This is a genomic window from Cetobacterium sp. 2G large (assembly GCF_014250655.1).
GTDB classification, from domain to species: domain Bacteria; phylum Fusobacteriota; class Fusobacteriia; order Fusobacteriales; family Fusobacteriaceae; genus Cetobacterium_A; species Cetobacterium_A somerae.
Map to the genome: position 1 here is coordinate 941,354 of NZ_JACHTH010000005.1, position 25,266 is coordinate 966,619.

General features: G+C 28.8%; 22 protein-coding genes. 5 read left to right on the forward strand and 17 right to left on the reverse strand.

All coding sequences use genetic code 11. From position 1 onward, the window contains the following. Positions 1-4: 4 nt before the first annotated feature. From H5J23_RS07370 to H5J23_RS07415, 10 genes are all read right to left on the reverse strand, one after another. Positions 5-3,535 (reverse strand): hypothetical protein, encoded by a 3,531-nt coding sequence (locus H5J23_RS07370; protein ID WP_185891568.1) that lies wholly within the window; start codon positions 3,533-3,535, stop codon positions 5-7. Positions 3,536-3,612: 77 nt separating this feature from the next. Next, on the reverse strand, positions 3,613-3,933 hold the full coding sequence (locus H5J23_RS07375) for a hypothetical protein (RefSeq protein ID WP_185891569.1): 321 nt from the start codon (positions 3,931-3,933) through the stop codon (positions 3,613-3,615). A gap of 20 nt (positions 3,934-3,953) precedes the next feature. Then, positions 3,954-4,835, reverse strand: a complete 882-nt coding sequence (gene lsrF / locus H5J23_RS07380) for a 3-hydroxy-5-phosphonooxypentane-2,4-dione thiolase (protein ID WP_185891571.1) — start codon at positions 4,833-4,835, stop codon at positions 3,954-3,956. An 18-nt stretch (positions 4,836-4,853) separates the two neighbouring features. Further along, the gene (locus tag H5J23_RS07385; RefSeq protein WP_185891573.1) at positions 4,854-5,852 is read right to left on the reverse strand and encodes a dihydroxyacetone kinase subunit DhaK; all 999 of its coding nucleotides are present in this window, start codon (positions 5,850-5,852) and stop codon (positions 4,854-4,856) included. Positions 5,853-5,863: 11 nt separating this feature from the next. Then, positions 5,864-6,493 carry a dihydroxyacetone kinase subunit L gene (locus H5J23_RS07390; protein WP_185891574.1) on the reverse strand — a complete coding sequence of 210 codons (630 nt, stop codon included), beginning with the start codon at positions 6,491-6,493 and terminating at the stop codon, positions 5,864-5,866. Positions 6,494-6,637: 144 nt separating this feature from the next. Continuing rightward, complete coding sequence (locus tag H5J23_RS07395; RefSeq protein WP_185891576.1) at positions 6,638-7,570, reverse strand: sugar-binding transcriptional regulator; 933 nt, start codon at positions 7,568-7,570, stop codon at positions 6,638-6,640. Between the two features lie 3 nt (positions 7,571-7,573). Further along, entirely contained in the window at positions 7,574-8,959 is a 1,386-nt protein-coding gene (locus H5J23_RS07400) for a hypothetical protein (protein WP_185891578.1), read from the reverse strand. A 135-nt stretch (positions 8,960-9,094) separates the two neighbouring features. Beyond that, positions 9,095-9,397: a hypothetical protein gene (locus tag H5J23_RS07405; protein ID WP_185891580.1), complete on the reverse strand. Its 303-nt coding sequence runs from the start codon at positions 9,395-9,397 to the stop codon at positions 9,095-9,097. 114 nt (positions 9,398-9,511) lie between these two features. Then, positions 9,512-10,135 (reverse strand): DUF1847 domain-containing protein, encoded by a 624-nt coding sequence (locus H5J23_RS07410; protein ID WP_185891582.1) that lies wholly within the window; start codon positions 10,133-10,135, stop codon positions 9,512-9,514. A 12-nt stretch (positions 10,136-10,147) separates the two neighbouring features. Further along, positions 10,148-10,663: a YbhB/YbcL family Raf kinase inhibitor-like protein gene (locus H5J23_RS07415; protein ID WP_185891584.1), complete on the reverse strand. Its 516-nt coding sequence runs from the start codon at positions 10,661-10,663 to the stop codon at positions 10,148-10,150. A 143-nt stretch (positions 10,664-10,806) separates the two neighbouring features. Here H5J23_RS07415 and H5J23_RS07420 point away from each other — a divergent pair, with 143 nt between their 5' ends. Both H5J23_RS07420 and H5J23_RS07425 read left to right on the forward strand, forming a co-directional pair. Then, the gene (locus tag H5J23_RS07420; RefSeq protein ID WP_185891585.1) at positions 10,807-11,493 is read left to right on the forward strand and encodes a type 1 glutamine amidotransferase domain-containing protein; all 687 of its coding nucleotides are present in this window, start codon (positions 10,807-10,809) and stop codon (positions 11,491-11,493) included. A gap of 88 nt (positions 11,494-11,581) precedes the next feature. After that, on the forward strand, positions 11,582-11,977 hold the full coding sequence (locus H5J23_RS07425) for a YkvA family protein (protein WP_185891587.1): 396 nt from the start codon (positions 11,582-11,584) through the stop codon (positions 11,975-11,977). 125 nt (positions 11,978-12,102) lie between these two features. On the opposite strand, the gene H5J23_RS07430 is transcribed toward H5J23_RS07425, so the two are convergent. Further along, on the reverse strand, positions 12,103-13,482 hold the full coding sequence (locus H5J23_RS07430) for a hypothetical protein (RefSeq protein ID WP_185891588.1): 1,380 nt from the start codon (positions 13,480-13,482) through the stop codon (positions 12,103-12,105). Positions 13,483-13,839: 357 nt separating this feature from the next. On the opposite strand from H5J23_RS07430, the gene H5J23_RS07435 reads away from it, so the two are divergent. Then, positions 13,840-15,033 (forward strand): MFS transporter, encoded by a 1,194-nt coding sequence (locus tag H5J23_RS07435; RefSeq protein ID WP_185891590.1) that lies wholly within the window; start codon positions 13,840-13,842, stop codon positions 15,031-15,033. A gap of 34 nt (positions 15,034-15,067) precedes the next feature. Here the strand turns inward: H5J23_RS07435 and H5J23_RS07440 are convergent, their stop codons facing one another. Both H5J23_RS07440 and H5J23_RS07445 read right to left on the reverse strand, forming a co-directional pair. Beyond that, positions 15,068-15,319: a hypothetical protein gene (locus H5J23_RS07440; protein ID WP_185891592.1), complete on the reverse strand. Its 252-nt coding sequence runs from the start codon at positions 15,317-15,319 to the stop codon at positions 15,068-15,070. A gap of 66 nt (positions 15,320-15,385) precedes the next feature. After that, a complete protein-coding gene (locus H5J23_RS07445) occupies positions 15,386-19,381 on the reverse strand; it encodes an autotransporter outer membrane beta-barrel domain-containing protein (RefSeq protein WP_185891594.1) in 3,996 nt (1,331 codons plus the stop codon). A gap of 158 nt (positions 19,382-19,539) precedes the next feature. On the opposite strand from H5J23_RS07445, the gene mgtA reads away from it, so the two are divergent. Beyond that, the gene (gene mgtA / locus H5J23_RS07450; protein WP_185891595.1) at positions 19,540-22,161 is read left to right on the forward strand and encodes a magnesium-translocating P-type ATPase; all 2,622 of its coding nucleotides are present in this window, start codon (positions 19,540-19,542) and stop codon (positions 22,159-22,161) included. An 81-nt stretch (positions 22,162-22,242) separates the two neighbouring features. Beyond that, positions 22,243-22,422, forward strand: a complete 180-nt coding sequence (locus H5J23_RS07455) for a hypothetical protein (protein ID WP_023050731.1) — start codon at positions 22,243-22,245, stop codon at positions 22,420-22,422. A 185-nt stretch (positions 22,423-22,607) separates the two neighbouring features. Here the strand turns inward: H5J23_RS07455 and ndk are convergent, their stop codons facing one another. The 4 genes from ndk to H5J23_RS07475 all read right to left on the reverse strand — a co-directional run bounded on the left by ndk (position 22,608) and on the right by H5J23_RS07475 (position 25,264). After that, positions 22,608-23,015, reverse strand: coding sequence for a nucleoside-diphosphate kinase (ndk, locus tag H5J23_RS07460; RefSeq protein WP_185891597.1), 408 nt, complete (start codon positions 23,013-23,015; stop codon positions 22,608-22,610). A 78-nt stretch (positions 23,016-23,093) separates the two neighbouring features. Continuing rightward, positions 23,094-23,831 carry an EAL domain-containing protein gene (locus H5J23_RS07465; protein ID WP_185891599.1) on the reverse strand — a complete coding sequence of 246 codons (738 nt, stop codon included), beginning with the start codon at positions 23,829-23,831 and terminating at the stop codon, positions 23,094-23,096. Positions 23,832-23,841: 10 nt separating this feature from the next. Further along, on the reverse strand, positions 23,842-24,444 hold the full coding sequence (locus H5J23_RS07470) for a recombinase family protein (RefSeq protein WP_185891600.1): 603 nt from the start codon (positions 24,442-24,444) through the stop codon (positions 23,842-23,844). Positions 24,445-24,517: 73 nt separating this feature from the next. Then, positions 24,518-25,264 (reverse strand): MurR/RpiR family transcriptional regulator, encoded by a 747-nt coding sequence (locus H5J23_RS07475; protein ID WP_185891602.1) that lies wholly within the window; start codon positions 25,262-25,264, stop codon positions 24,518-24,520. Positions 25,265-25,266: the final 2 nt, after the last annotated feature.

The window sequence follows — 25,266 nt, forward strand, 5'->3', positions numbered from 1 at the left end:
TTTGTTAAAATCTATATGCTAATCCTGCTCCAATTTTCCATGAATTTTCATCTTCGAATATATATCTATAATCCACATATAGATTAAGATTATTTATTCCTACTTTTTCAACATTAACTTTTACTCCTAACTCTTTGGAAAATTGATTCTCTCTATCTACCTTTATTTTTACTTTTTCATTTTCTACATTTTTTAAACTTACTTTTAAATCATCATTTGGGCTATTTATTTCCTGTCCTAACCCACCAATTATTTTAAATGTTAACATATAGTTTTTTGGATTAAATACTTTTCCTACTCCAACTTGAGCATTTACTTTACCAAAAAATCTATTTAACTCATCAACTTTTAACTCATACTCTCCACCTGATTCATTTATTTTATTTTGGAATATTCCCATTGCATATGCCCCAAGTTCTGGTTCTAAGAAAAATTTAGACATATTGTATCTTTTAGATATTTTTCCTGAAGTCCCAACATAAAAGTTTTTAGTATTCCCTTTATATCTTTCATTTATATTTTCATATATAGGAGAAAGATCTTGATAATCTAGATATTCTAAGTTTAAATTTCTTTTTATATCTCCCTTTGAAAAACCTAAATACATAGTACCTATACCTTTTACATTTTCAAAGTCATAATTTAAGAATGCTGTCCCTTGAAGAAAATTATCCTCTCTCTCTCCTACATTAGACTTATAATCACTATCTAATCTAGTATAACTTAATACCATTCCATAATCTGACTTTTCATCTAAATAATACTGTTTACCTAAATAAAAACCATTTAAATTGTCATCATGCCCTTTAACTCTATCAAACCCTTTTTGTCTAAACTTTTCAAAAGTATAACCAACTATATAGCTCTCTTTTCTATTATTTGTTAATTTTTGATTTAAATTTTCCAAAATATCCTCAGTTGTATAGATGATACTATCTCTTGTTTGAAATATAACAGCTGGATATATATATCTTCCAAAAAACTTATCTAAATAATTTCGATACTGTTGTTGAGTTTGAGAACTTTTTAGAATATTAAAGAATTTATCTTTAGATAGATTGTTACTGTCATAGTATATACTTTCTAAAAATTCTCCAATTTCACTTTCTGTAATCTCTCTAAAATCCTTTCTTCTCATATAAATTGAGTCTCCAACTAAATTAACATCATATAAATATGAATAAGCTTGGACATTTTCAGTATCAAAAGAGATTGAAACAGGTGAATAAGAACTATCTCCTACAGTATATAAATCTAAAGCATAACTAAGACCTAATGTTGCCATCTGTAGTTTTGCATTAGTAGTTCCACCTTGTTCCATAACTAATTTTCCATTAGGACCATTAATTATCCCATTTGGTGCTTCTATATTTCCATAGTTAAATAGTGTTCCTCCTGTAATTAAACCTCCTGAATCTCCTAAATTTATAACTCCTTTATTTGTTGCTGTTCCTCCTGAAACATTAAATGCAAAGTTATCCACTGCTCCATCTAAAATATTTATTGTACCACTAGTTCCATTTACTAATGTTGAAGCACTTCCTGTTGAAGCCATAGCATTAATATGAGACCCTCCAACTGTTATTGTTCCATCATTTAAAGCACTACCACTACCACTTACATACATAGAACCAACTGATCCTAAATATGTTCCAAAAACTGGTTCTCGAGAGATTATTCCTTCATTTATTATTGTTGCTCCTTTTGTAGCATACATCCCATATCTTGTTCCTTTAATTAATATTTCCCCTGCACTCATATTTGTTGCTGTTCCTGTTCCTGAAATAGAGATTCCAGCTGATCCGTTTGTCAAGTTAATTATTCCACTATTTTCTACACTTCCAGCACCATTAGCAACAATACCATAATAAGCTCCTTGTCCCTGATATCCATCTTTAATTGTTCCAAAGTTTCTAAATAAACTATTAGTTGTTGTATTATATAGCACAACTCCTGATCCTAAAACAGATATATTTATATCTCCATTATTTGTTCCTGTTGCATCTTCTGATAATAGTATTCCATGTTGATATGCTCCTACGTTTATAGTTCCATAGTTTGAAACACTTCCAGATCCATTCATTACTATTCCATAGTTATCCACTCCACCATCTATGTTTATAGTTGCTCCTTGATAGTTAACAATAGATCCTCCATCTTCACCATATATAACTACAGATTGTTCAAACTCATCCGCTAAATTTAAAGACAATGTTCCATAGTTTGTTATGTTTCCAGTTCCTGATAGATACATCACATATTTCACATCTTCAGAACTTAAAGTATTGTAATTTAGTGCTGTTCCACTACCTAAAACAGCCATTTTGGCAAACTCTGTATTATCAGTTACAATGGTACTATCATACCCACTAGCACCATTTACTATAAGACCACCATTTTGAGATAACATTCCATATTTTGTATTTGTTAGATTTATTGAACCAAAGTTATACCCACTTCCTTGTCCATCTATTACCATTCCAGCTACTCCATTTGATATATCTATTTCACCATAATTTTGTGTACTCGAACTACCACTTACAACTATACCTGCTTGAGCATCTCCTTTTATAACTCCTGTTTCCTCATTTAATAAAAATGAGTTTGTGCTAGCATTATTTGCTAACATCCCTATTCCTTGTGAGTTAACTGATATTACTCCTGAATTAAATATACTTCCACTTTGATTTACAAGCATACCTACTTGATTATTTCCTACAGTTATTGTTCCTGTGTTCTCTCCAACTCCTTGCTCAGTAATATAAATCCCCACTCCTGTTTGAGTGTTACTACTTTTAGTATTTGATGAACTTAAAGTTATTGTTCCTTTATTATTTACAGTAGACGTTCCTGTTCCATACATTCCTACTCCAGTTGTTTGAAGATATATATTTCCTAAATTAGTTCCTCTTCCATCTCCAATTACACCCATTCCAAAATTATTTCCAGTTCCTTGAAGAGATATTGTTCCGCTCTCCCCATTTGTTATCTCTCCACCATTTAAAGATAACATACCCAAGTAACTCGCTTCTCCTTCCACTCCATTTACTAAAATATTTTTAATATTTTCAACAGAAAAACCAGATTGTACAGCTCCCATTCCTGTTAACACTCCACTCTCTGCTGAAACTATCACATCCTCTGAATCTACATATGAATGTGTATTCCAAATCCAAGTATTTTCAAAAAAAATCTCAGTATATTTTTCTTCAGGTACTTCTGGTTGCTCTGGAGCTGGAGGCTTTATTGATGGTGTATTTTCATCAGGTGGTATTGGTAACTCAGGTTTAACCTCTGGTGAAATTGGTTTATCAGTATCTGGCTTTTCAAAAGGTGGTGTTACTGGATTATCCTCTGAAGTTAATGTAGCTGATAAAGCTTCATCTTGAACTCCTACATCTTTAAAGTTTTTTTCATTGGATTTAAAATAATTAAAATTAGTAAAAAAAATAAGACCACTATTCTCCTCTAGTGATACAGATGTTTTATTACAAATAATTAATAACGAAAAAAGAAACAACAATTTTTCTTTCATAAGTACCCTCACTTTCACATGTTTCTAAATAGATACTAACTCCAATTGTCGTTTCTTTTATTGTTTTTTTATTTTTTTTATTTTAGTTCCATCAACTCTAACACAACCCCATCTCTCAAAACAAAAGCTATTTTACAGTTTTCATTTACCACAGTTGGTTCTAATAAAACTTTATCACATGTTGGTAAAACTTCATCAATACTTTCTACCTCAACTGCAATATGTGTTTGAGTTTGAATCTCTTTAGCCATCCATGAATCTTTTTCAAATCTTAAATATTCAAATTTAAACTCATCCTTTTCTGGATCTGAAATCCAAACCTTCATATCTTCATTATACTCTTCATTTGGCATTTTTTTATCAGTAGGTGCTCCTATATGAACAAATTTTTTAAACATTTTATCCCTCCTACTTAAGTTTAAATTTTATCTTTTAAATCTAAATAAAGATTATATGCTTCATCATCACTATAGTTTTCATGTACAATTTTTCCTACACATCTTGCCATAGCTTTAGGATTTTCTGCTTGAAATATATTTCTCCCCATATCTACACCAGCTGCTCCCTTACTTATAGCATTGTAAACTAATGTTAAAGCCTCTTTTTCAGGAAGTTTTTTCCCACCAGCCACAACCAAAGGTACTGGACATGCTGCTATCACTTTTTCAAAATCTTCGCAGTAATATGTTTTTATAAGTTGACATCCAAACTCAGCTAACATTCTTGTAGCTAATAGAAAAAACTTTGTCGTTCTTTCCATATCTTTTCCCACTGCAACAACTCCTAAAGTAGGAATACCATATCTATTTCCAGCATCTATTGTTTTTACTAAATTTTCAATAGAGTCTTTTTGTCCAGGTGCTCCAATAAAAGTTTGAATAGCCATACAACTTGCATTCATTCTTATAGCATCATCTATATCCACACCTATAACTTCAAATGACATATCATCATCTAATACACTGGCTCCAGCAGAACATCTAAGTGCAACACCTTTATTATAAATTGGTGGAACACATGTTCTTATAGCTCCTCTAGTCCCCATTATACAATCGACCTCTTCTAAAAGGTCAGGCAAAATCAAATCCAATCTTTCAAGTCCAGAAGTAGACCCCATAATATATCCATGATCAAAGGCTAACATAACTGTTCTCCCTGTTTTAGGATTAAATATTTTTGATAAACGATCTTTCATTCCCCAATCAATATTATCCATCCCCTTTATATAAAAAGATTGATTGTAAAAAGGTTTATCAAGGCTATAATCTTTTGCTATTTTATTTCCATCTAAATCAGCCATCTTTACTTACCCCCTTAATTACTTAGAAAAATATGGCGTTCTTGCAGGACCATTCCAATAACTCAACAACTCTTCATCCATTCTAGCTATAAACATCTGAAATCCTGCTTGTTCCTGAACTGTTAAAATTTCTCCTACCATATTTGCAACAACTTCAATTTCTAACTTCTCTAAATATTTAACACACCCACGGAAAAGTATAAGCTGTTCCATTAAAGTAGTTCCACCTGAACCATTTATAATAACCATCAATTTTTCTCCAGATTTTACATTTAAATCTTTAAGAAGTGCCCCCATCATAATCTCAACAGTTTCATCTGCTGTTTTCATAGGTTGACGACCTCCTCCTCCCTCTCCATGTTGCCCCATTCCAATCTCCATATCTATATCTCCAAGATCTGCAAATGGTGCCCCTGTTTGTGGATGTGTTGCTTCTCTAGCTGCAACTGCTATAGTAGCCATATTATCTGCAAATCTTTGAGCTATTTCTGCAACCTCTTCTAAAGTTTTTCCTGCTTTAGCTGCAGCTGCAGCAATTTTATATGTTGGAACACACCCAACTAATCCTCTTCTATCATCACTGTTTTCTCTTGGAGCATTAGATACATCCTCTTGAGTAACAACTTTTATAACATTCAACCCCTGTTTTCTAGCCTCTTTCATTGTTAAATTTGCTGTTAGCATGTCACCTGCATGGTTTAAAACAACAAATAAAACACCGTGTCCTTTTTCAGCCATTTTAATCGCTTCTATACAAGCATGAGGACCTGGAGCTGCAAATATATCTCCTACAACTGAGATATCAATCATCCCATCTCCAACAAATCCTGATAAAGCTGGTTCATGTCCTGCTCCCCCTAAAGTTACAACAGTAACTCTATTGGCATCTTTTAAAGATTTTGATACAACTAGATTATTAGGTTTTAACTCTAATATATCCCTATTTGCTAAAGCCAATCCCTCTAATAGCTCTGCTGTTAACTTTGATGGGTCATTAATAAACTTTTTCATTTTCATTAAAACTCCTCCTATTTACAACTGTTATATAATCCTAAAAATATATATGTACAACTTGTTGCTCCTGCATCTGGTGTCCCTATTGTTTTCTCTTTATAACTTTTAGCTCTTCCAAATTTACTAATAAAATCTTTACTTTTTTCAGCACCTTCAAGAGCTGCATCTTTAGCTTTAGTCACTATATCTAATACATTATCACTTGCATTTAATGCTGCTTCTGTAGCTGGTATAAGTGTATCCATCATAGTTTTATCTCCAACTTTGGCTGTAGTTAGATATTGAAGTTCTGTTAATCCAGAGCTCAGTATTTTTTTTAATGTTTTTCCATCTACATTAATAATATCCTCATCTAAGTCTTCACCTAATCCACTTAAATATGTTCCATAAAGAGGTCCTGCAGAACCTCCATTTATATTTGTAACTGCATCTCCAATTTCTTGAAAAAATCCCTTTAAAGATTGATTTTTCTCTTTCCACTCTTGACTTTTATCTTTTATAACCATTCCAATTCTTTCAATTGTAATCCCATGATCCCCATCTCCAAATTTAGAATCAATATCTGATAAAATCTCTTTGTTCTCTATCATAAGCTCTGAAATATTTTGAAAAATAGATATCCATCTTTCTTTTGTTATAACCATATCTCCACCTCTTAAAAATAGATTTTTTTCTTTTAATATGTATATAACCTTTGTTCTGACAAATGTCAAATTTTTTTATTTCAACAATTTTGATAAAAAAAAGAAGCTTTAATAAGCTTCTTAAATTTTAATGTCTATTTAATTTTAAATCAGACTAGCTACATCACTATCAATAACTATATGAGTAAAAACCTTTGTTTTTAAAGCACCTATAACAGCTAGTGGATTAACTCTCTTATTTATTATTCCAATTACTTTTTTATTACTTTTTAAACTTTCTAACGGAATTTGGATAGAAAAATCATTTTCACCTTTTAAAATATTTCCATCAATATCAAAGTAATAACTTAAAAACATTCCAACAGCTTTCTCCTCTTGTAATACTTTTCCAAATCTTGCTTCTGTTGCTAAATCTGGTACTGATGGAAAGTTTCTTATTTGTATTACTGAGCAATCTATTTTATTCCAAAGATCTATTATCTCTTTTAAATTCTCTGTTTTTAAAAACATCTCTTTTTCACTATGAGATGAACATAAAAATGGTAGATATAGATACTTTGAAATTAAACTAGTTTTTTCTGAAAGCATTCTTATAAGTTCATTTGTATGGTAGTTTCTATGGGAAACTGGTGCATTTCCTATTAGTGGTACAGCCGTTCCTGAAAAAATATATCTTTCTCTATTATCTATTCTCTCTACAATTCCACCTATTGTATTTCCCCATCCAACTCCTAACACTTCACTATTCTTATACTGATTAAAAATATATTCTAAAGAGTGATCCATAAAGATTTGATCATTTAAGTTTTTATTGCTACTAGATGGAACTATGTACACATCTTTTAAACTATATTTTTTACTTAACTCCTCTGATCTACTCTCCTGAATATTATCTTTTAAAATATCATTTATCTCTATTTTTACCAGCCCTAACTCTCTAGCTTCTGTTAAAAATTTACTAATTAAGGGACGAGAAACTCCAACTATTTTTGCAATCTCACTTTGAGTCATATTTTCTAAATAATATAACTTAGCAATAGATATTAATCTTTGAATTTTTTCATTATCTGCGCTCATACACTACTCCTTATTTAATCCTCTTGTTAAAGCATGATTTTCTAAGATTTCATAAATTTTAATATTATTATATGAATCAATTAAAATTGAATCATAAGATATTTTACTATCACTTATAATAATATCATAGTTTTTTTTAAGCGAAGCTACATCTCTTTGATAAAAAAGTATCGGTTCAACATCAAAGTTAACAGTTGGAATATACCTTTTCAAATATACATTAAATGCACTTTTTTTATTAACTACTGCATCTTGAAATAGTAACAATACATTTTTTATATCACTAAGATTTTCCTCTATAATAACAGTTTTCAATACAAAAGCTATTGTATATTTATCAGCAAGGTACATTTTATATGAGTACTTCTCTAAAAATCTATCTAATTTTTCTAAAATTTTTAATTGAGTTTTATCTCTTTTTAAATTAGATATTTTTAAAATATTATTCTCTAATTTAAAAAACGAAAGATAAACTTTATTGAAAAGTAATCTATATAAATCTTTATTAGGTATCTCTAGTTTAAAATACGCCATTAAATCTTTTACAAATTTTGAACTTTTATTAATTAGTGTCCCATCTAGCTGTCCCTCTTCATAGGAAAATGAAAATAAAAATTCAGTTAACTGCTTTTTATATTCATTACCAAAACCTACTCCGTATTTATTTACTAAATTTTCTAATTTTATATACTTCTCTAAATCAGAGTTTTTATCTATTTTAAAATTAAATCCTCCAAATAATTCAATACAAATTTCTAAAGCATGAACAAAAGAAAGCATAACATAGTTTATAGATATATCTGAACTACTTAAAATTGGATACAGTTTTTCCATACGCTCTTTTGTATCAAATCTTTTTATACTATCTAATAGCTTTTTTCTACTTGGAACTAAAATATGCTCCTCTATAAAATAGATCATTAATTTTTTACAAAATGTCCCTTTATCAGTTTGACTTAAATTTTTTAAAACTAGACCCTTTGAGTGCACATATTCATACATTGTTCCATTTGCTGCAAATATCTCTTTCACTGTTTTAAAGGCTCTTAAAATAGTGCTTCTTGATACATCTAATATCTCTTTTTCCTTTTCTAAATTTAAAAATCCTGTTGCTATAAATTTAATAAATAGATAATCTACTTTTTCTGTTGATGTTAAGGTGTTAAAATTGTTTAATAGTGTTTGCATCTGTTGATTTGAAAGATTTAAAGAGTATAAATTTTCATTTTTTTCTATGGTTGGTAAATCAATTGATATTAAAAATTGATTAAATTGTAATATAGATTTTATTATAGAATTTTTTTCTACTTCTAAATACAACTGCATATCATCTACAGACATTTCACTCTGAGATAAAATTTTAAGAATATTGGCAGCTGTTGTATTCATTATACCACCCCCCTCTATGTTATATGTTATCATATATTGAGGATTCTGAGAAGTCTTGATATGTATTTTTTTATCTATTGATTATAGGTCTTTATTTTTTAAAAAATAAAATAGGGCTAATATTAGCCCCACTTTTTATAACTCTATCTCTCCTACATCTAATTTTTCTACAAATTTAAAAGTAGAATCTATCTTTTTTAGTATAAAAATTTTTTCTTTAATTATTTGTCCACCAAAGTCGCTATAAGCTTGATATTTTACTTTTTGAGCAAATATGTTATCCTCTAGTTGTACAACCTTACCAGCCTCTAAGACTTTTGTAGCTGGAGAATTAAAATAGTCTCCTAATGCGAAGGCTACTCCAGTTCTATATGATGTCTTTGGTGCTGAATAACTCAATGTAGAAAGTGCTAGTAAAAATAAAAACGCTTTTTTCATAGTGTGTACCTCCCTAGGATATTATTATTCATGATATCAATTATACCCTATGCAAGTATTATTTTAAAATATATTTTTTATATAATTATCATTTTGATTTATTTTAATACGTTTTTATTTGTAAAGTTTTTTGTGATAATATGTTTCAGATATATATATAGGAGCTAGTGGGTTATGTCCTGTTACTCTATCTTTTACAGCTAAAACTGTTGCAGGAGCCTCAGAATATTTCATAAATAGAGAGTCATGGCCTACACAAAGTCCTAACATAACATTTAACTGAGTTTCCATTTTGTTTAAAAGTCTTGCTTGTCCTATAGGATTACATATTACCTCATTAGTACCTGGTCTAACTTTTTCACAATCAGATATTCCAATAAACTCTTTAGACACAGCTCCATTTTTACAAATTATTGAGCATACTTGAAATCCTCTATTTTTAAGTATTTTTGTAAAAGTTTCCGCTTCATTTCTAAGACCTACACAAAACGCTAACCCTATTTTTGTAAAGTTATTTTTCTTAGCAAACTCCATTATCTCCTCTACCCTAGTTAATCTACAATATCCCTCACTTTCAACTAAAGCTGAGTTGTGAGCTAATTTGTAATTTTCCTCTTCTAAATAAAGAAGCTTATTCTCTTCTTGAAACTCCTTATCTCTACTAGGACAATTTTTAGGCATTTTCTCATAATTTTGCTCTCTACATCCATGAACTTTACAATTTGCACAACTATACATCTCTTATCCTCCCTATGCTTTATATATCCCCTCTACCTCTCCTTCACCTAATACATGACCTTTTATCTCTTTATACGCTTCATTTAAATAAAATCCATTTTTTAAATTTGGTACTTTATCTAAAGCATATATTTTTACTTCATATACATGATCTTTATCTGGTGGAGTTGGTCCTCCATAAAAAGTTGCTCTCTCTTTAGGCAATCCAACTAGTTTAGATGCCCAGCTATTAATTCCTTGAATTATATTTTTATCCTCTCTACTTGCATTTTCTTTAAGTTCAGTATAATTTTTTGGAACTATAGCTATCCAATGTATCCAAGAAAAACCAGCTACAGGAACAGCATCATAATCTTGCATAACAATTAAAAAACTCTCTGTACCTTCAGGAGCATTTTCCCATTTTAAACCTATAGATTTTGAAGGAACGTTATCTATCCATGAGTCTCCATGTTTACCAAACTCATTTTTAATACAACCATTTATAATACTATCACTTTTCAATATAAAGTTTCTACTTTTTTTCATTTTTCCTCCTTGAACTTCTTTTTCTTTTTTATTCAAAAAAAATACTATTATCCTCTTTGAAAATTTTTATAGGAATATATATATAAACTCAGTAAAAGTATTTCAAATAGATTTTATTTTATCCATATTATTAGGAGGCTTTTATGAGTAAAAAAGTTTTAGTCGTTGTTACAAATGTTTCAAAATATTCAAATGTTAATAGAGCTACAGGTCTATGGTTAGGTGAGGCTGTTCATTTTGTTGAAGTTATGGAAAACAATGGATTTGAAATAACTTATGTTAGCCCTTTAGGTGGATATACTCCAATTGATCCACACAGTATCGAAGCTGAAATGATGTCTGATTTAGATTGGAAATTCTATACTAATCGAAATTTTATGAATAGTCTTGGTGTAACTGTTTCTGCTAAAGATATTAATTATAATGATTACTCTGTTATATATTACACAGGTGGTCACGGAGTTCTTTGGGACTTCTCTAATGATGAAAAATTACAAGAGATTGCTATAGGTATTTGGAATAATGGTGGAGTTGTTTCAGCTGTTTGTCATGGTTTGGTTGGTTTATTAAATATAAAAGATAGTTCTGGTGAGTACTTAATAAAAGATAAAAAAGTCACTGGATTCTCTAATAGTGAGGAAAAAGAGGTTCAACTTGATAAACTCGTTCCTTTTTTAACAGAAGATGAACTTGTTAAAAGAGGTGCTAAATATAGTAAAACTGATAACTGGGGAGAGTATGCTGTTGCTGATGGAAGATTAATTACAGGACAAAACCCATCATCTGGTGCTGCTGTTGCTAGAGAGGTTCTTAAGGTTTTACAAAAATAATCTTTTAATAAAAATTCTTTCCTTGAATTAAATTGGAAAAAGATTTATACTATACTATATTATGTAATTTTATAATTGGAGAGATATTATGGATAAATTAATCATTAAATTTTTTAAAAAATTTCAAGGAAAAAAAATCAGCTCTCAAGATTTAAAATTGGCTTTAAAAAAGGCCATGAACTTAGGAGCAAGTGCAGAGGATTTTCTTTTAATAGTCAATTTAGTTAAAGATGCAAAAAATAAAAAATATAAATTAGATAAAAAATACCTCCTTATTTTAAGTGCAGCTATAATATATGTTATAGTTCCTATTGATGCTGTTTCAGATTTAATTCCTGGAGTTGGATGGATTGATGATGCTACATTAATTGGTTATGTTGCACGTGGTTACGGAGAGGTTTTAAGAGACTATAAAGATTTTTGTAAAAATAGATCTCAAGAAAATAGTAATATAAAAAGAGAGGGTAATATAACTCTCTCTTAATATATTATTACTAAATCTCTAATCTCTAAAATGCTTGAAGTTCCCCAACGCCAACACTTTTAGCTTTTTATATTTTAATATATAAATCTTTATGCATCAATATTTCAAATATTCCTTTTTTTTTCTTACGAAAAAAGGCATATGCTATTTTTAATTCTATTTTTAACGACTTCCTTTTCTAAAGATTTTTTTATTCTATAAAAAATATCCCCATCTCTTAATGTTGTTTGAGTATCATTTATAATGATATCATAAAATTTATATTTATTTGTTCTAATATTTAAAAAATTATACTCTATATTAAAATCTATATTTGGAAAATTTTCTTTCAGTTTCTCTTTTAAAGATAGTTGAAAAAGAGTGTTTATCTCTCCAACTAAAATTAAAACATTATCTATCTCATCTATATACTTTTTAAAAATTTGCTCTTTTAAAAAAGATATTATTATATACTTATCACAAATATATAATTTTTGAGAATGTTTTTTTAATATTTTTTCAACTATATTTAATAGCACAATATCTTCTGAGTGCATATCTACATCTCTTATTTTTAAAATTCCTGACTCTTTTCTCAAAATTCCAAAATATATTTGTTGAAATAAAAGAGATTTTAATCTACTACATTTTATGTCTACTAAAATGCATAAATCATCTATTATCTCATTTGTTTTACAAACAATATTTTCAAATAAATAGTGTTTATTAGTTGCTATTGAATATATATAGTAAACAAGTACTTCTTTATAACTTTCAGAAAATCCAGCTCCTCCTATTGTGTTTACAGCTGTTTCAATCTTTTGTAACAACTCTCTATTTTTAATATCTTTTATATTATAATTCTTCTCTTGGAAGTATTTAGGACATATACTTAATGAGCATAAATATGCTATTATTCCAGGTGCTGCTGGTAATTTCAAACAATTATATATCGAAGTTAATTTAGCAACTCTCAGCTTTATAGAAAATTTTTTTATAACACCTAATAACTCTTTTTGCAAAGGAGTTAGTATCTCTTCTTCTAGAATCAACTTTGTTAACTTTTGATAAAATAAAATTTCATTTTCATTACTCAGACTTATTATTTTATTTCCTTTTCCATTATTATAAATTATTTTTGATTTACTATTTTCTAGTAACTCTTTTACAGATAAAAAGCATCTAGTTATAGAACTTCTTGATACTTGGAGCTTCTCTCTCTCTTTTTCTAAGTTTATAAACCCATAATATACTATTTTAATATATAGATAATCAACTTTTTCTTCAAATGTTAAAGTATCAACCTTTTCAAAAACTTTACTCCACTCTCTTTTTTCTAACTTTAGTTTTACAACACCCTTTTCAATTATAATCTCGTTTAACTTCAAATCTCTTAAGAAGTTATTAATTAGATTTATATTTTTTAACAGTGCTCCCTCTTTTATCTCTAAATTATAGGCTAAATTCTCTTTTTTCATTTTTGTTTGATGTAGCATCTTTAATATATTTATTGCTGTACTATGCATAACTTCCCCCCTTTAAATTGTCCCCGTACACATATAATACCACTTTTTGACTTTTTTATCTATTTATGCTAGAATATTTCAAGTAGTATGATAAATATAAATTAAATAATAAGGATGTGATTTGATCCTCATATCTTATTTTGTAATATAATCAAAATAGATGTGGTACGGAGCTAAAAAATAAAATTACAATTAAAGAGTATAAAAATAATCATTTTTAATGGTTGTTTTTGTTGTACTCTAAGTAATTTTGTTTTTGCTCTCATCCAACTGTAGTCTATGGTCGTAGAGTAAAATCTACGACCTTTTTTATTTATCAAATTTATCATACTACTAAAAAAATTAAGGAGAATTTAAATGCTAAAAAATATTAACAAAACTTTTTTAATTATTTACACAGGACAAGCTATTTCACAACTAACAAGTTCAATACTTCAAATGGCTATAGTCTGGTATCTTATTACTAAAACAAACTCTTCAAATATAGTTGCTCTTTCTGGAATTGTAGGATTTTTTCCTCAAGGAGTTTTAGGCCTTTTCATTGGTGTTTTTATAGATCGATTTAATAGAAAAAATATAATGATTGTCTCAGACCTTCTTATAGCTACTGCTAGTTTAGCTCTTTCTATTTCAGGTTTTTTTGGAGATACATCTATACCTCTTATAATGAGTGTTTTATTTATTCGTTCTATTGGAACAGCTTTTCATGTTCCATCTCTTCAAGCTATAACACCACTTATAATACCTAAAAATGAACTTCCTAAATATTCAGGATATTCTCAAACTCTACAATCTGTTTCATTGCTACTAAGTCCAGTTTTAGCTAGCTTTTTCTTTTCTATTTGGAGTCTTCAAGCTATTGTAATGCTTGATGTATTAGGAGCAATTATTGGTGTTTTTACTTTATGTATAGTCAATATTCCTAAAATTAAAACAGAGTTTGAACATACCAAAATAAATATTTTAGTAGAAATGAAAGAGGGTATTGTTACTCTTAAAGAAAATAAACTTTTTAATTTTATGCTTTTAGGAGCAGTTTTCTCTATTGTATATATTCCCATTTTTGTTCTTTACCCTATGATGACTTTATCATATTTTGGAAAAAATCAATGGTATGCTGGAGCTATTGAAGTAGTTTTTGCTATTGGTATGCTTATTGGTTCTGTTGTTTTAGGAGCTACTGGTGGTGGAAAAAGAAAAATGATTACAATTTCTTTTTCTTGCTTTATGATAGGAGTTAGTCTATATATTTCTGGAGTTTTAGGGAAAAATATGTTTTTAGGATTCGCTCTTTGCTCTACTCTTTTAGGTTTTGTAACACCGTTTTATCAAGGACTTCAAATTGTAGTATTTCAACAAAAAATTCAAGAGGAGTATCTTGGAAGAGTTATGTCTTTATCTGGAAGTCTAATGGTTATTGGTACACCCATTGGAATCGGATTTTCTGGAGTTATATCAGATAGAATTGGTATTGAAAACTTTTTTCTTTATTCTGGAGTTGGTATTATCATTATTGCTTTATTCTACCTTACTATTACAAATACAGATTAAAAAAGGAGCTATTTTCATAGCTCCTTCTTTTATATTACTTTTTATCTTGCTCATCTTTTTCATGAGCCTCTTTCTCTTTATGTTTTTCCTCAATTTCAAATATTAACATCTTTATATCTAAAAGTTCAGCAGCTATTAATTTATCAAAATTATCCTTATAAATTTTCTCTAGCTTTTTAAATCTGTCCCAAAAGTCTTCTACTTCCGCTTTTTTAGGAGGTTCATCCTTTTTTAAACTCTCTTTTGCCTCATCTTTTAATTCATCTAGTTTTTTCTTATTCTCCATAAAAAACACTCTCCTTTTTCCCAATTATACCTATATATACAAATTTTTTTCAAAAAACCTTTTTATCTAAAATTTATATACAACTCCCCCTCCAACTTTCCAAGAGTCATCATCTTCAAAAATATATCTATAATCAACATAAAACTCCAAACTAGTATTATCTATTTTTTCTAAATTTACTTTTGCTCCTACCTCTTTAGAGAATTGGTTATCTCTATTTACTTTTATCTTTCCTTTTTCTCTTGATATATCTCTCAAACTAACCTTTAAGTCATCATTTGGACTATTTATCTCTTGAGCAAGAGCTCCAACAACTTTAAATGTAAGTTGATAGTTATCAATAGGTGTAAATACTTTTCCAATTCCAACTTCTGTTTTTACCTTACTAAAAAATCTATTTAGTTCGTCTACATGAAGATTAAACTCTCCTCCTGATTCATTTATTTTATTTTGGAAAACTCCCATTAAATAAGCACTTAATTCAGGCTCTACAAATATACTTAAAAGATTATATCTTTTAGAAATCTTTCCTGATGTACCTATATAAAAGTTTTTAGTATCCCCTTTATATCTATCATTAACATTTGTATATTCAGGCATACTATCACTATAATCTAAGTATGTTAAATTAAAGTTTCTTTTAATATCACCCTTTGCAAAACCTAGATACATAGCTCCAACACCTTTTACATCATTTTGATTATAATTCATAAAAGCTGTTCCTTGTAAGAAGTTATCCTCTCTTTTTCCAGCATTTGAATAATAATCACTATCTAATCTTGTATAACTAAATACAAATCCATAGTCACTAGAATCGTTTAAATAATATTGTTTTCCTAAATAAAATCCATTTAAATTATCATCGTGTCCCTCTACTCTATCAAAACCTTTTTGTCTAAACTTTTCAAAAGTATATCCAACAATAAAACTACTTCTTCTATTATTTGTTAACTTCTCCTCTATGTTATCTAATATGCTAGTTGTTGTATACTCAATAGTATCTTTCGTTTGAAATATAATATTTGGATATATATCTCTTCCAAAGAAACTATCTAAGTAGCTATTATATTGAGATTCAGTTCTTGCACTTCTCAGAATATTAAAAAATTGATTCTTGGTAGTATCTCCACTATCAAAATATATGTCCTCTAAAAATCTACCTAAAGACTCTTCAGTTATCTCTGTAAAATCCTTTCTTCTAATTAAAAAATTATCTTCATTCTTTCCTATATCATATAAATATGAATAAGACGATATTCCATTAGCATTAAAGGTTAAATTTAGTGTTCCAAATGCTTTATCTCCTCTATTATATATATCAGATGCATAGCTTAATCCAACTGTTGCTGTATCTAATGTTGTATTTGTTGTTCCTCCTTGCTCCATAATTAAAAATCCATCATTTCCATTTTTTATTCCGTTAGGTGCATCAATATATCCATAGTTGAATAAAGTTCCATTATTTACTAACTCACCAGTTGTTCCTAAATTAACTGTTCCAGCGTTTGTTGCTGTTCCACCTGATAAGTCAAAAGCAAAACTTTGAATAGCTCCATCTAAAATAGTTATAGTTCCACCTGATGCATTTTTTATTGTAGCACTTCCTGAAGTTCCCATAGCATTAAAATATGCTCCACCAACAACTAATTCTCCCTCATTTATTGCTGTTCCTGAGCCACTAACATACATAGCACTATTTCCAATACTATATGAGTCATACATTGGTGTCACTTGAATATCTCCTAAGTTCTTTATAGTTGCACCATTTGTTGAATACATTGCATAATTAGAATCATAGATTTCAATTTTTCCTTCTCCCTCATTTATTGCTGTTCCGCTTCCTGAAATACATATTGCAGCATTTCCATAATCTAATTTTATCAATCCTGTATTTGATACTTGACCTGCTCCAAAAGCATATATACCATATGTACTACCTTGAAAGTTAGATGATGCTCCTATTATACTTCCACTATTTTCAAAGCTTCCTTGAGAAGTGGTATTATATACACTAACTCCTGTTCCATAAATCCCAACATTTATAGTTCCACTATTTATTCCACTTGCTGATCCTGTTACAAGAACTCCATTTTGAAAGGATCCTGCATTAATTATACCATCATTTGTAAGTTCTCCTGAGTCACTTATCATCATACCATAGTTTCCACTACCACCATTTATATTTATAACTCCGCCTTTATCGTTTGTAATTGTTCCACCTTTTTCTCCATACATAGCAGTATATGTTGTATAGTTATTCGTTATATTTGAAGTTATAGTTCCATTATTTGTTAAACTTCCCTCTCCTGATAGATACATTATATATGGAGCATTACCCGAAGTTAACGTCCCTTGATTTAAAGCATATCCAGTTCCTATTACAGCCATTTTAGCAGTTTCATTATTATCTGTTGTAATACTTGATGTATATCCAGATATATTTTCGTTGATTATTCCTCCTCCATTTAAAGATAGCATTCCATACTTTGTATTAGCTATATTTATATTATGATAGTTATATATTGTTCCTGTTCCATTAACCATGACTGCTGCTGTTCCATTAGAGATATCTATATCTCCATAGTTTTGTACATATCCCGCTCCTCCTAGTAAAATACCAGTTACAGCATCACCCTTTATAACTCCTGTATTTTCATTTAAAAATGTAGAACCATTATTTACACTATTATTTAATACTACTCCTGTTCCTTGAGATGTGATTATAATATTCCCATAGTTTCTAGAGTTTGCTGCTCCTTCATTGTACATTCCAACTTGGTTACTGCCAACTGTTATATCTCCACTATTTGTTGCTAATCCATTTGTTGCTACATACATTCCAACCTCTTGAGTTGTTGTTGAAGTTACTGTTTTAGGAGTTGAAGTTATAAGATTAATATTTTCATAGTTAGTAATATAACCACTATTTACAGCACTCATACCAATAGAACCACTCTCTACATTTATAGTTCCGTTATTAAACCCTTGACCTTGATCTTGATTTTGACCTTGTCCATCTATATATATCCCTGTTCCACTATTAGTAGTGTTAATAATACCATCATTTGTCATCTGCCCTATTCCATCTACATATCCACCTATTCCTCCATTAACCTCAAGAGTTCCTGAAGATGTCAACTTACTTGAATCAAAGCTTAACATCCCTATTTGTGAATTATTTACTACAATTGTTCCATAGTTTATAGCTTGAGATGTTCCAAAAGTTGTCATTCCAAATCCTGGTATTGTTGATGTTGTTGATGTTTCAATTGTTCCTGTATTTGATATAACTCCAATTTCAGTAGAAACCATCCCTGCTCCATTATCTACTACTATTTTATTATTATTTAATAGCTTAGAGGTTTCTGTATACATACCATAAGCTCCATTATCCACAGTTATAACTCCATTATTTGTTCCCTCTCCACCTCCTATAACAGACATTCCAAAGTTCCCCTCTCCTTCTACTGAGATGTTTCCAGATGAACTATTTGTTATCTGCCCTCCATTTAATGATAGCATCCCTATTAAATTAGTTGTAGAGTTTCCATTTTCAACAACTAAATTAGCATTATTTTCAACAGTAAAGCCTGAAGCTACAGCTCCCATTCCTGTTAAAACACCACTTGAAGATGATACTAGTAAATTTTTTGGGGTCACATATAGATGAGTATTATATATCCAATTAGTATTATAAAAAATATCTGTGTATTCCTCAACTGGTGGAGTTGGTTTTTCTGGAGTTTCTGGTTTTACAGTTGGTTTTGTAATTGGCTTAGTTAAATTAGTATTTGGATCTTTTACATTTGTTGGCTTTACAACTGGTACTGTAGGTAAGGGTGGTTTAGGAGTTTCCGGGGGCTTTGTTGGAATAGTTGTTTCATCAATATTTATTTCAATTTTATCTGTCTCTTTTACACTTTTAAAATTTCTCTCATTTGATTTAAAGTAGTTAAAATTAGTAAAAAAAATCAATCCCTCCTCTTTAGTATCAGTTGCTGAAAAAGATAATCTGTTACATATAACTAGTAGAGAAAATATAAGCAGTATTTTTTCTTTCATAGAGCACCTCACTTTGATTTAAATTCTTGTATTCTTATACAAAATATTTTTTAGTAATCTTGCAATTTTTTTTAAAAAATTTTTAAAGAAATTTAAAGGAGGTTTACCTCTTTATAGTAAATAGAACATATATAAACATTTATAAAAGGAGACAATACATGTATGAAAATTTTGATAACAGTGAAAATGGTATAAATGGAACGTTAAAACTATTTTCTGAAGCTGATATAAAAACTGTTTTTATGACTTTAGAAACCTCTTTAGGAGGTATTAAAAATGAAGAAGCTGTAAGTCGTTTAGAGAAATTTGGATTAAATGAGATTTCAAAAGAAAAAGTAAAACCTTGGTATATCCAACTTTTACTCGCTTTTTTAAATCCTTTTAATTTTATTTTGGGAACTTTAGCCTTTGTTTCTCTTTTTACTGATGTTATTTTTGCTAAAGAGACTGAGCGTTCCTGGATATCTATAATTTTAATTATAACTATGATTTTAATAAGCAGTCTTATTAAGTTTATTCAAGAGTATCGTTCTAGTAAAACTGCTGAAAAACTAAAAAATCTAATTGTTACTAAAGTTACAGTAGTTAGAGATAATCTTCCTATGGAAATTGATATAAAAACTTTAGTTCCTGGGGATATTGTTAAACTTACTGCTGGAGATATTGTTCCTGGAGATATTAGAATTGTATCTAGTAAAGACCTTTTCATTAGTCAATCTGTATTAACTGGAGAGTCTAACCCTGTGGAAAAATACTCCAATCTACTTGTTAAAGCAGGAGCTATCTCTGATTTATCCAATATAGTTTTAATGGGTACTAATATTTTAAGTGGAGCTGCTACTGGAATAGTTCTTGGAACTGGAAAACACACATTTTTAAATACTATTAGTGAAAGTTTAAAAAGTACAAAAGTTGAGACTAGTTTTGAAAAGGGAATTGATGATGTTTCAAGACTTTTAATTAAGTTTATGATTTTTATGGTACCAATTGTTTTTCTAATAAATGGTTATTTAAAAGATGCTTGGTTTGAATCCCTATTATTTAGCTTGTCTGTTGCCATTGGCTTAACTCCTGAGATGCTTCCTATGATTGTAACTGGTAATTTAACTAAGGGTGCTATTGAGCTTTCAAAGAAAAAAACTATAGTTAAAAAACTTGATTCTATCCATAACTTTGGGGCTATGAATATTCTATGTACAGATAAAACAGGAACTTTAACTCAAGATAAGGTAACTGTTGTTAAGTATTTAAATTTCAAAGGTATTGATGATGATAATGTTTTATATTTAGCATATTTAAACAGCTATTTTCAAACAGGACTTAAAAATCTTATGGATAGAGCAATCTTAGAGTTTGAAGAGGAACACTACTCTATAAAAAATGAGTATAAAAAAATTGATGAGCTACCATTTGATTTTGAACGTAGAAGAATGTCTGTTATAGTTGAAGATAGTGATGGGAATAGAACTATGATTACTAAAGGTGCCATTGAAGAGATGCTATATATCTCAAATTTTGTAGAGATTGATGGTCAGGTGTTTGAAATAAAAGATGAGATTGAAGAAAAAATCAAAAATCTTGTTTCTAATTTAAATGAGGATGGAATGAGAGTTATTGGTATTGGTAAAAAAACACTTCCCAAAGATAGGGATCTTAACTTTAGCAATAAAGATGAGGAGTCTTTAACTTTTGTTGGAATGTTGGGATTTTTAGATCCACCTAAAGAGGGTGTAGGAGATACTTTAAAATCTTTATATCAGTACGGAGTAGATGTTAAAATTTTAACTGGAGATAATGAACTAGTTACTCAAAAAATATGTAAAGATATTGGAATTGAAGTTACAGGAGCTATTGATGGAAGTTACATGGAAGCTATTGATGATTTAGAGTTAAAAAAACTTTTAAAAGACACAACTATATTTTGTAAGCTTTCACCACTTGATAAAGCTAGAGTTGTTAGACTTTTAAAAGAGATGGGAAATACCGTTGGTTATATGGGTGACGGAATAAACGATGCTCCAGCTCTTCGACAATGTGATGTTGGAATTTCAGTTGAAAATGGTATGGATATAGCTAAAGAATCTGCTCAGATAATACTTTTAGAAAAGGAGTTATCTGTTCTTTTAGAAGGTGTTATAATTGGTCGAAAAATATTTACTAATATGATTAAATATCTAAAGATGACAGCATCTTCAAATTTTGGAAATGTATTTAGTGTTGTTTTAGCCAGTGCTTTTTTACCATTTTTACCAATGCTTCCTATACAGATACTTTTTCAAAACCTACTTTATGATATCTCTCAAATCTCTATTCCTTGGGATAATGTTGATACAGAGGATATTTTAAAGCCTAAAAACTGGAGTGCTGAAAGTGTTGGGAAATTTATGATTTACATAGGTCCTTTAAGTTCTATTTTTGATGTTGTTACATTCTTAGTTATGTTTTACATATTTAAAGCTAACTCAGTTGAAACACAAGCTCTTTTCCACACTGGTTGGTTTATAGAGAGTATTTTATCTCAAACTCTTATAATTCATCTTATTAGAACTAGAAAAATACCTTTTATTGAATCTAATGCCAATATAAAAGTTATTCTTTTAACTTCTGCTATTATGATTTTTGCTTTATTTGTTCCATATTCTAAAATTAACGGAACTTTAGGATTCGTACCTATGCCTATTTCTTATTTTATTTGGGTTGTTTTAATACTTACTGGATACTTTTTTACTATAATTTTTGCAAAAAAATATTTTATTAAAAAATTCAATAGTTGGTTATGAATTTTGAAGACAACTTAATGAAAATGTGCTATAATTAAGGAATGAAAGCAATTTCAAATATATACAAGGAGGGATTTTAATATGAAAAAATTAGTATTAGGAAGTATTTTCTTTAGCTTATTCTTAGTTGGATGTTCAAGCACTCAACCTCAAGAAGAAGTAGTAGTTCAAGAGGCAGTTGTTGAGGAGGTTGTAGTAGCTACTCCTGAGCCAGTTGAAGCTCCAACTAAGCCTTTACCAAAGCCATTATTAGACAAGTAAAAATATGAGCTGAGTTCAATGAACTCAGCTTTTTTAGTTTTACTACTCTTTTATAGATTTATCCTTAAAAATAATTAAAATTGGTATGTCTTTTAGTGGTAAAATGTTGCTATCAAAAGTGAAATCGACTCATAAGAAAAATAAAAAAGAACTCTTTTTTATGTCATAAAAGAGTTCTCATATTTTTAATCTATATTTTTAAAGAAGTTTTTAATCTCCTTTGCACTTGTTTCCACGCTATCTGAGGTATGAACAATATTTCTTAAAGTGTCCATTGAATAGTCCCCTCTTATAGTTCCAGGAATCGCATCTAAAGGAGATGTACTTCCTGCCATGTGTCTAACTATTTGAATGCAGTTTATTCCCTCTACAACCATTAATACAACTGGCCCAGATGTAATAAATTCTATAAGACCATTATAAAACTCTTTCCCCTTATGAATCTCATAGTGTTTCTCTGCTTTTTCTACAGTTATATTTTCCATTTTTAAAGCCTTAATCTCCAATCCTTTTCTCTCTATTCTCTGAATGATTTCTCCTATCAGTTTTCTTTCCACAGCATCAGGCTTTATTATTAGTAATGTTCTCTCCACATGTCCCCCTTATATAGTTAAGTAACTTATCATCTGTTACATATATACCTAACTATATAAAGTTTTCCTTTTTTTGATTTATAATTTTATAAACTCTTCTTCACCTATTGGTTTTCCTATATAATAACCTTGTACTAAATCAACATCTATACTTCTTATAAATTCTAGCTCCTCTATTGTTTCTACTCCTTCAGCAGTTATCTCACTTCCAAGCTCTTTTAAAAATCTAACAATACTCTTATAAATAATTTTTCCTTTATCACTACTTAAATACTTAATTAAACCTCTATCAATTTTTACAGTATTTATATATGTTTTTAAAAGATTTTCTAAATTTGATCCACCTATTGGAAAATCATCCATTACCACCTTTATTCCTAGCTCTTTTAATTTTAAAAACTTATACATTAACTCTGTATAATTTAATTCTCCCCTTTCAGTTATCTCTATTTCTAAGTTTTTAAGCTCATTTTTAGAAAAATTAAATTTTTCTAAAAAATCTTCTCTAACAATTGTTTTTGGCGAAAGATTTATACATATTTTTAAATCTTTTTTATTTAAATACTTTTTAGATTTTTCTAAAATTAAAAAATCTAATATATGTATTTGTTCAATTTTTTCAAGTATTTCAATTATCTCCAATGTTGATAAAGTTTTTAATTCTTCTTTACAAAACCTTGATAAAATTTCATAAGCTACATTTTTTTTCTTACTTAATGAATAAATTGGTTGAAAGACAATTTCTAAATGATTAACCAACTCTGTTGTTAAAATTTTTTCAAAATTTATCTTTTTTTTACTTTTATCTACCGTCACATTTCCCCCGTTAGCCTACATATTTTTTTACATAGTTATAATAACTTTGTTTTGAGATAGAAAATATCTCTTGAACTTCTTTAGGAGATATTTTTTTGTCCACTACATCTCTATATTTTTCTAAAAATATTTCTTTTGTTAGTTTAACTTTCCTTCCAAAAACTACTCCTCGTTTTTTAGCTTTCTCTTTCCCTTCGCTTGTTCTAACTAATATTTTTTTTCTTTCTTGCTCTGCTACTTCTAGAATCAACGCTAAAAGAGTGTTTGCCATTATCTCCATAAACCCTTCATTTTTCTTTAATTCTCTAATTATAAAATCTTTTAAATATGGAGTATCCAAAACTATTAAATCAATATCTTTTGCTATTAACTCTTTAATTAACTCAATAGTTTGATTTCTATTACGTCCTAATCTATCAATTTCTTTAATAACTAAAATATCTCCTGAATTTAATAGTTCTCTTAATTCGTTTAATCCCTTTCGTCTAATTTGGACTCCTGTATAAGTATCTGAGTAAATATTTTCATATTTTACACCATAGTCCAATAAGGCCTCTACTTGTCTTGTTAAACTCTGATTTTTTGTACTTACTCTACAGTAACCATACATCATGCTAAAAACCCCCTAAAATAAACTTCCATTATATATTCTAAGTTGATTTTCATATTTTTTCAATAGCTAAAGCTTACTTAGGTTTTTTTTCCAAAATCTTGGAATTTATTTCATCAAAATTAAAATATCTATTAAAATATACTTTTATTAATTTTTCAATTAAAAGTATTGTATGTCCAAAAAACATAGTCGGAAGATAATTTTCATTTGTTTCATTATGACTTTCTTTAGATATAAAAGCTATATCAGACATTTTACAGAGTTCACTATTTTCATTAGCAGTAAAAGTTATCAATTTAGCTCCATTATTTTTCATGCACTCAGCTAATTTAAATGGATAAGTTTCTCGTCCAAATTTTGATATTATTATAACTCCATCATAAAGATTATTTAATAAATCATCTTGCCATGTTAAATCATGTGATATTTTAGTAAACAAGTAACTTTCTTTTCCCAACATTAAAAATTTAATATTAATATAAGAAGCTACTGTAGTTGCTAACCCCTCTGCATAAATTAGTATTTTTCCAGAATCGATTATCTTAAAAAATTCATCTAGTTCATCTTTATTTTTTACAAAAAACTTATCATCTATATCTATTTCGCAAGATTTATCTTTAGCTATTCTGTATGCTAACTCTTTAAATCCTTCAAATCCTAACTTTTGTGCAGTTCTTACTACAGTAGATGCTGATGTGTATGTTTCTTTAACTACATCTTTTATTTTTAAACTTGTAACTATTTTGTAGTTTTCATTTAAATAGTTATAAACTCTTAACTCATTTTCTGTTAATCCATCAATTAATTCTTTTTTAATCATTT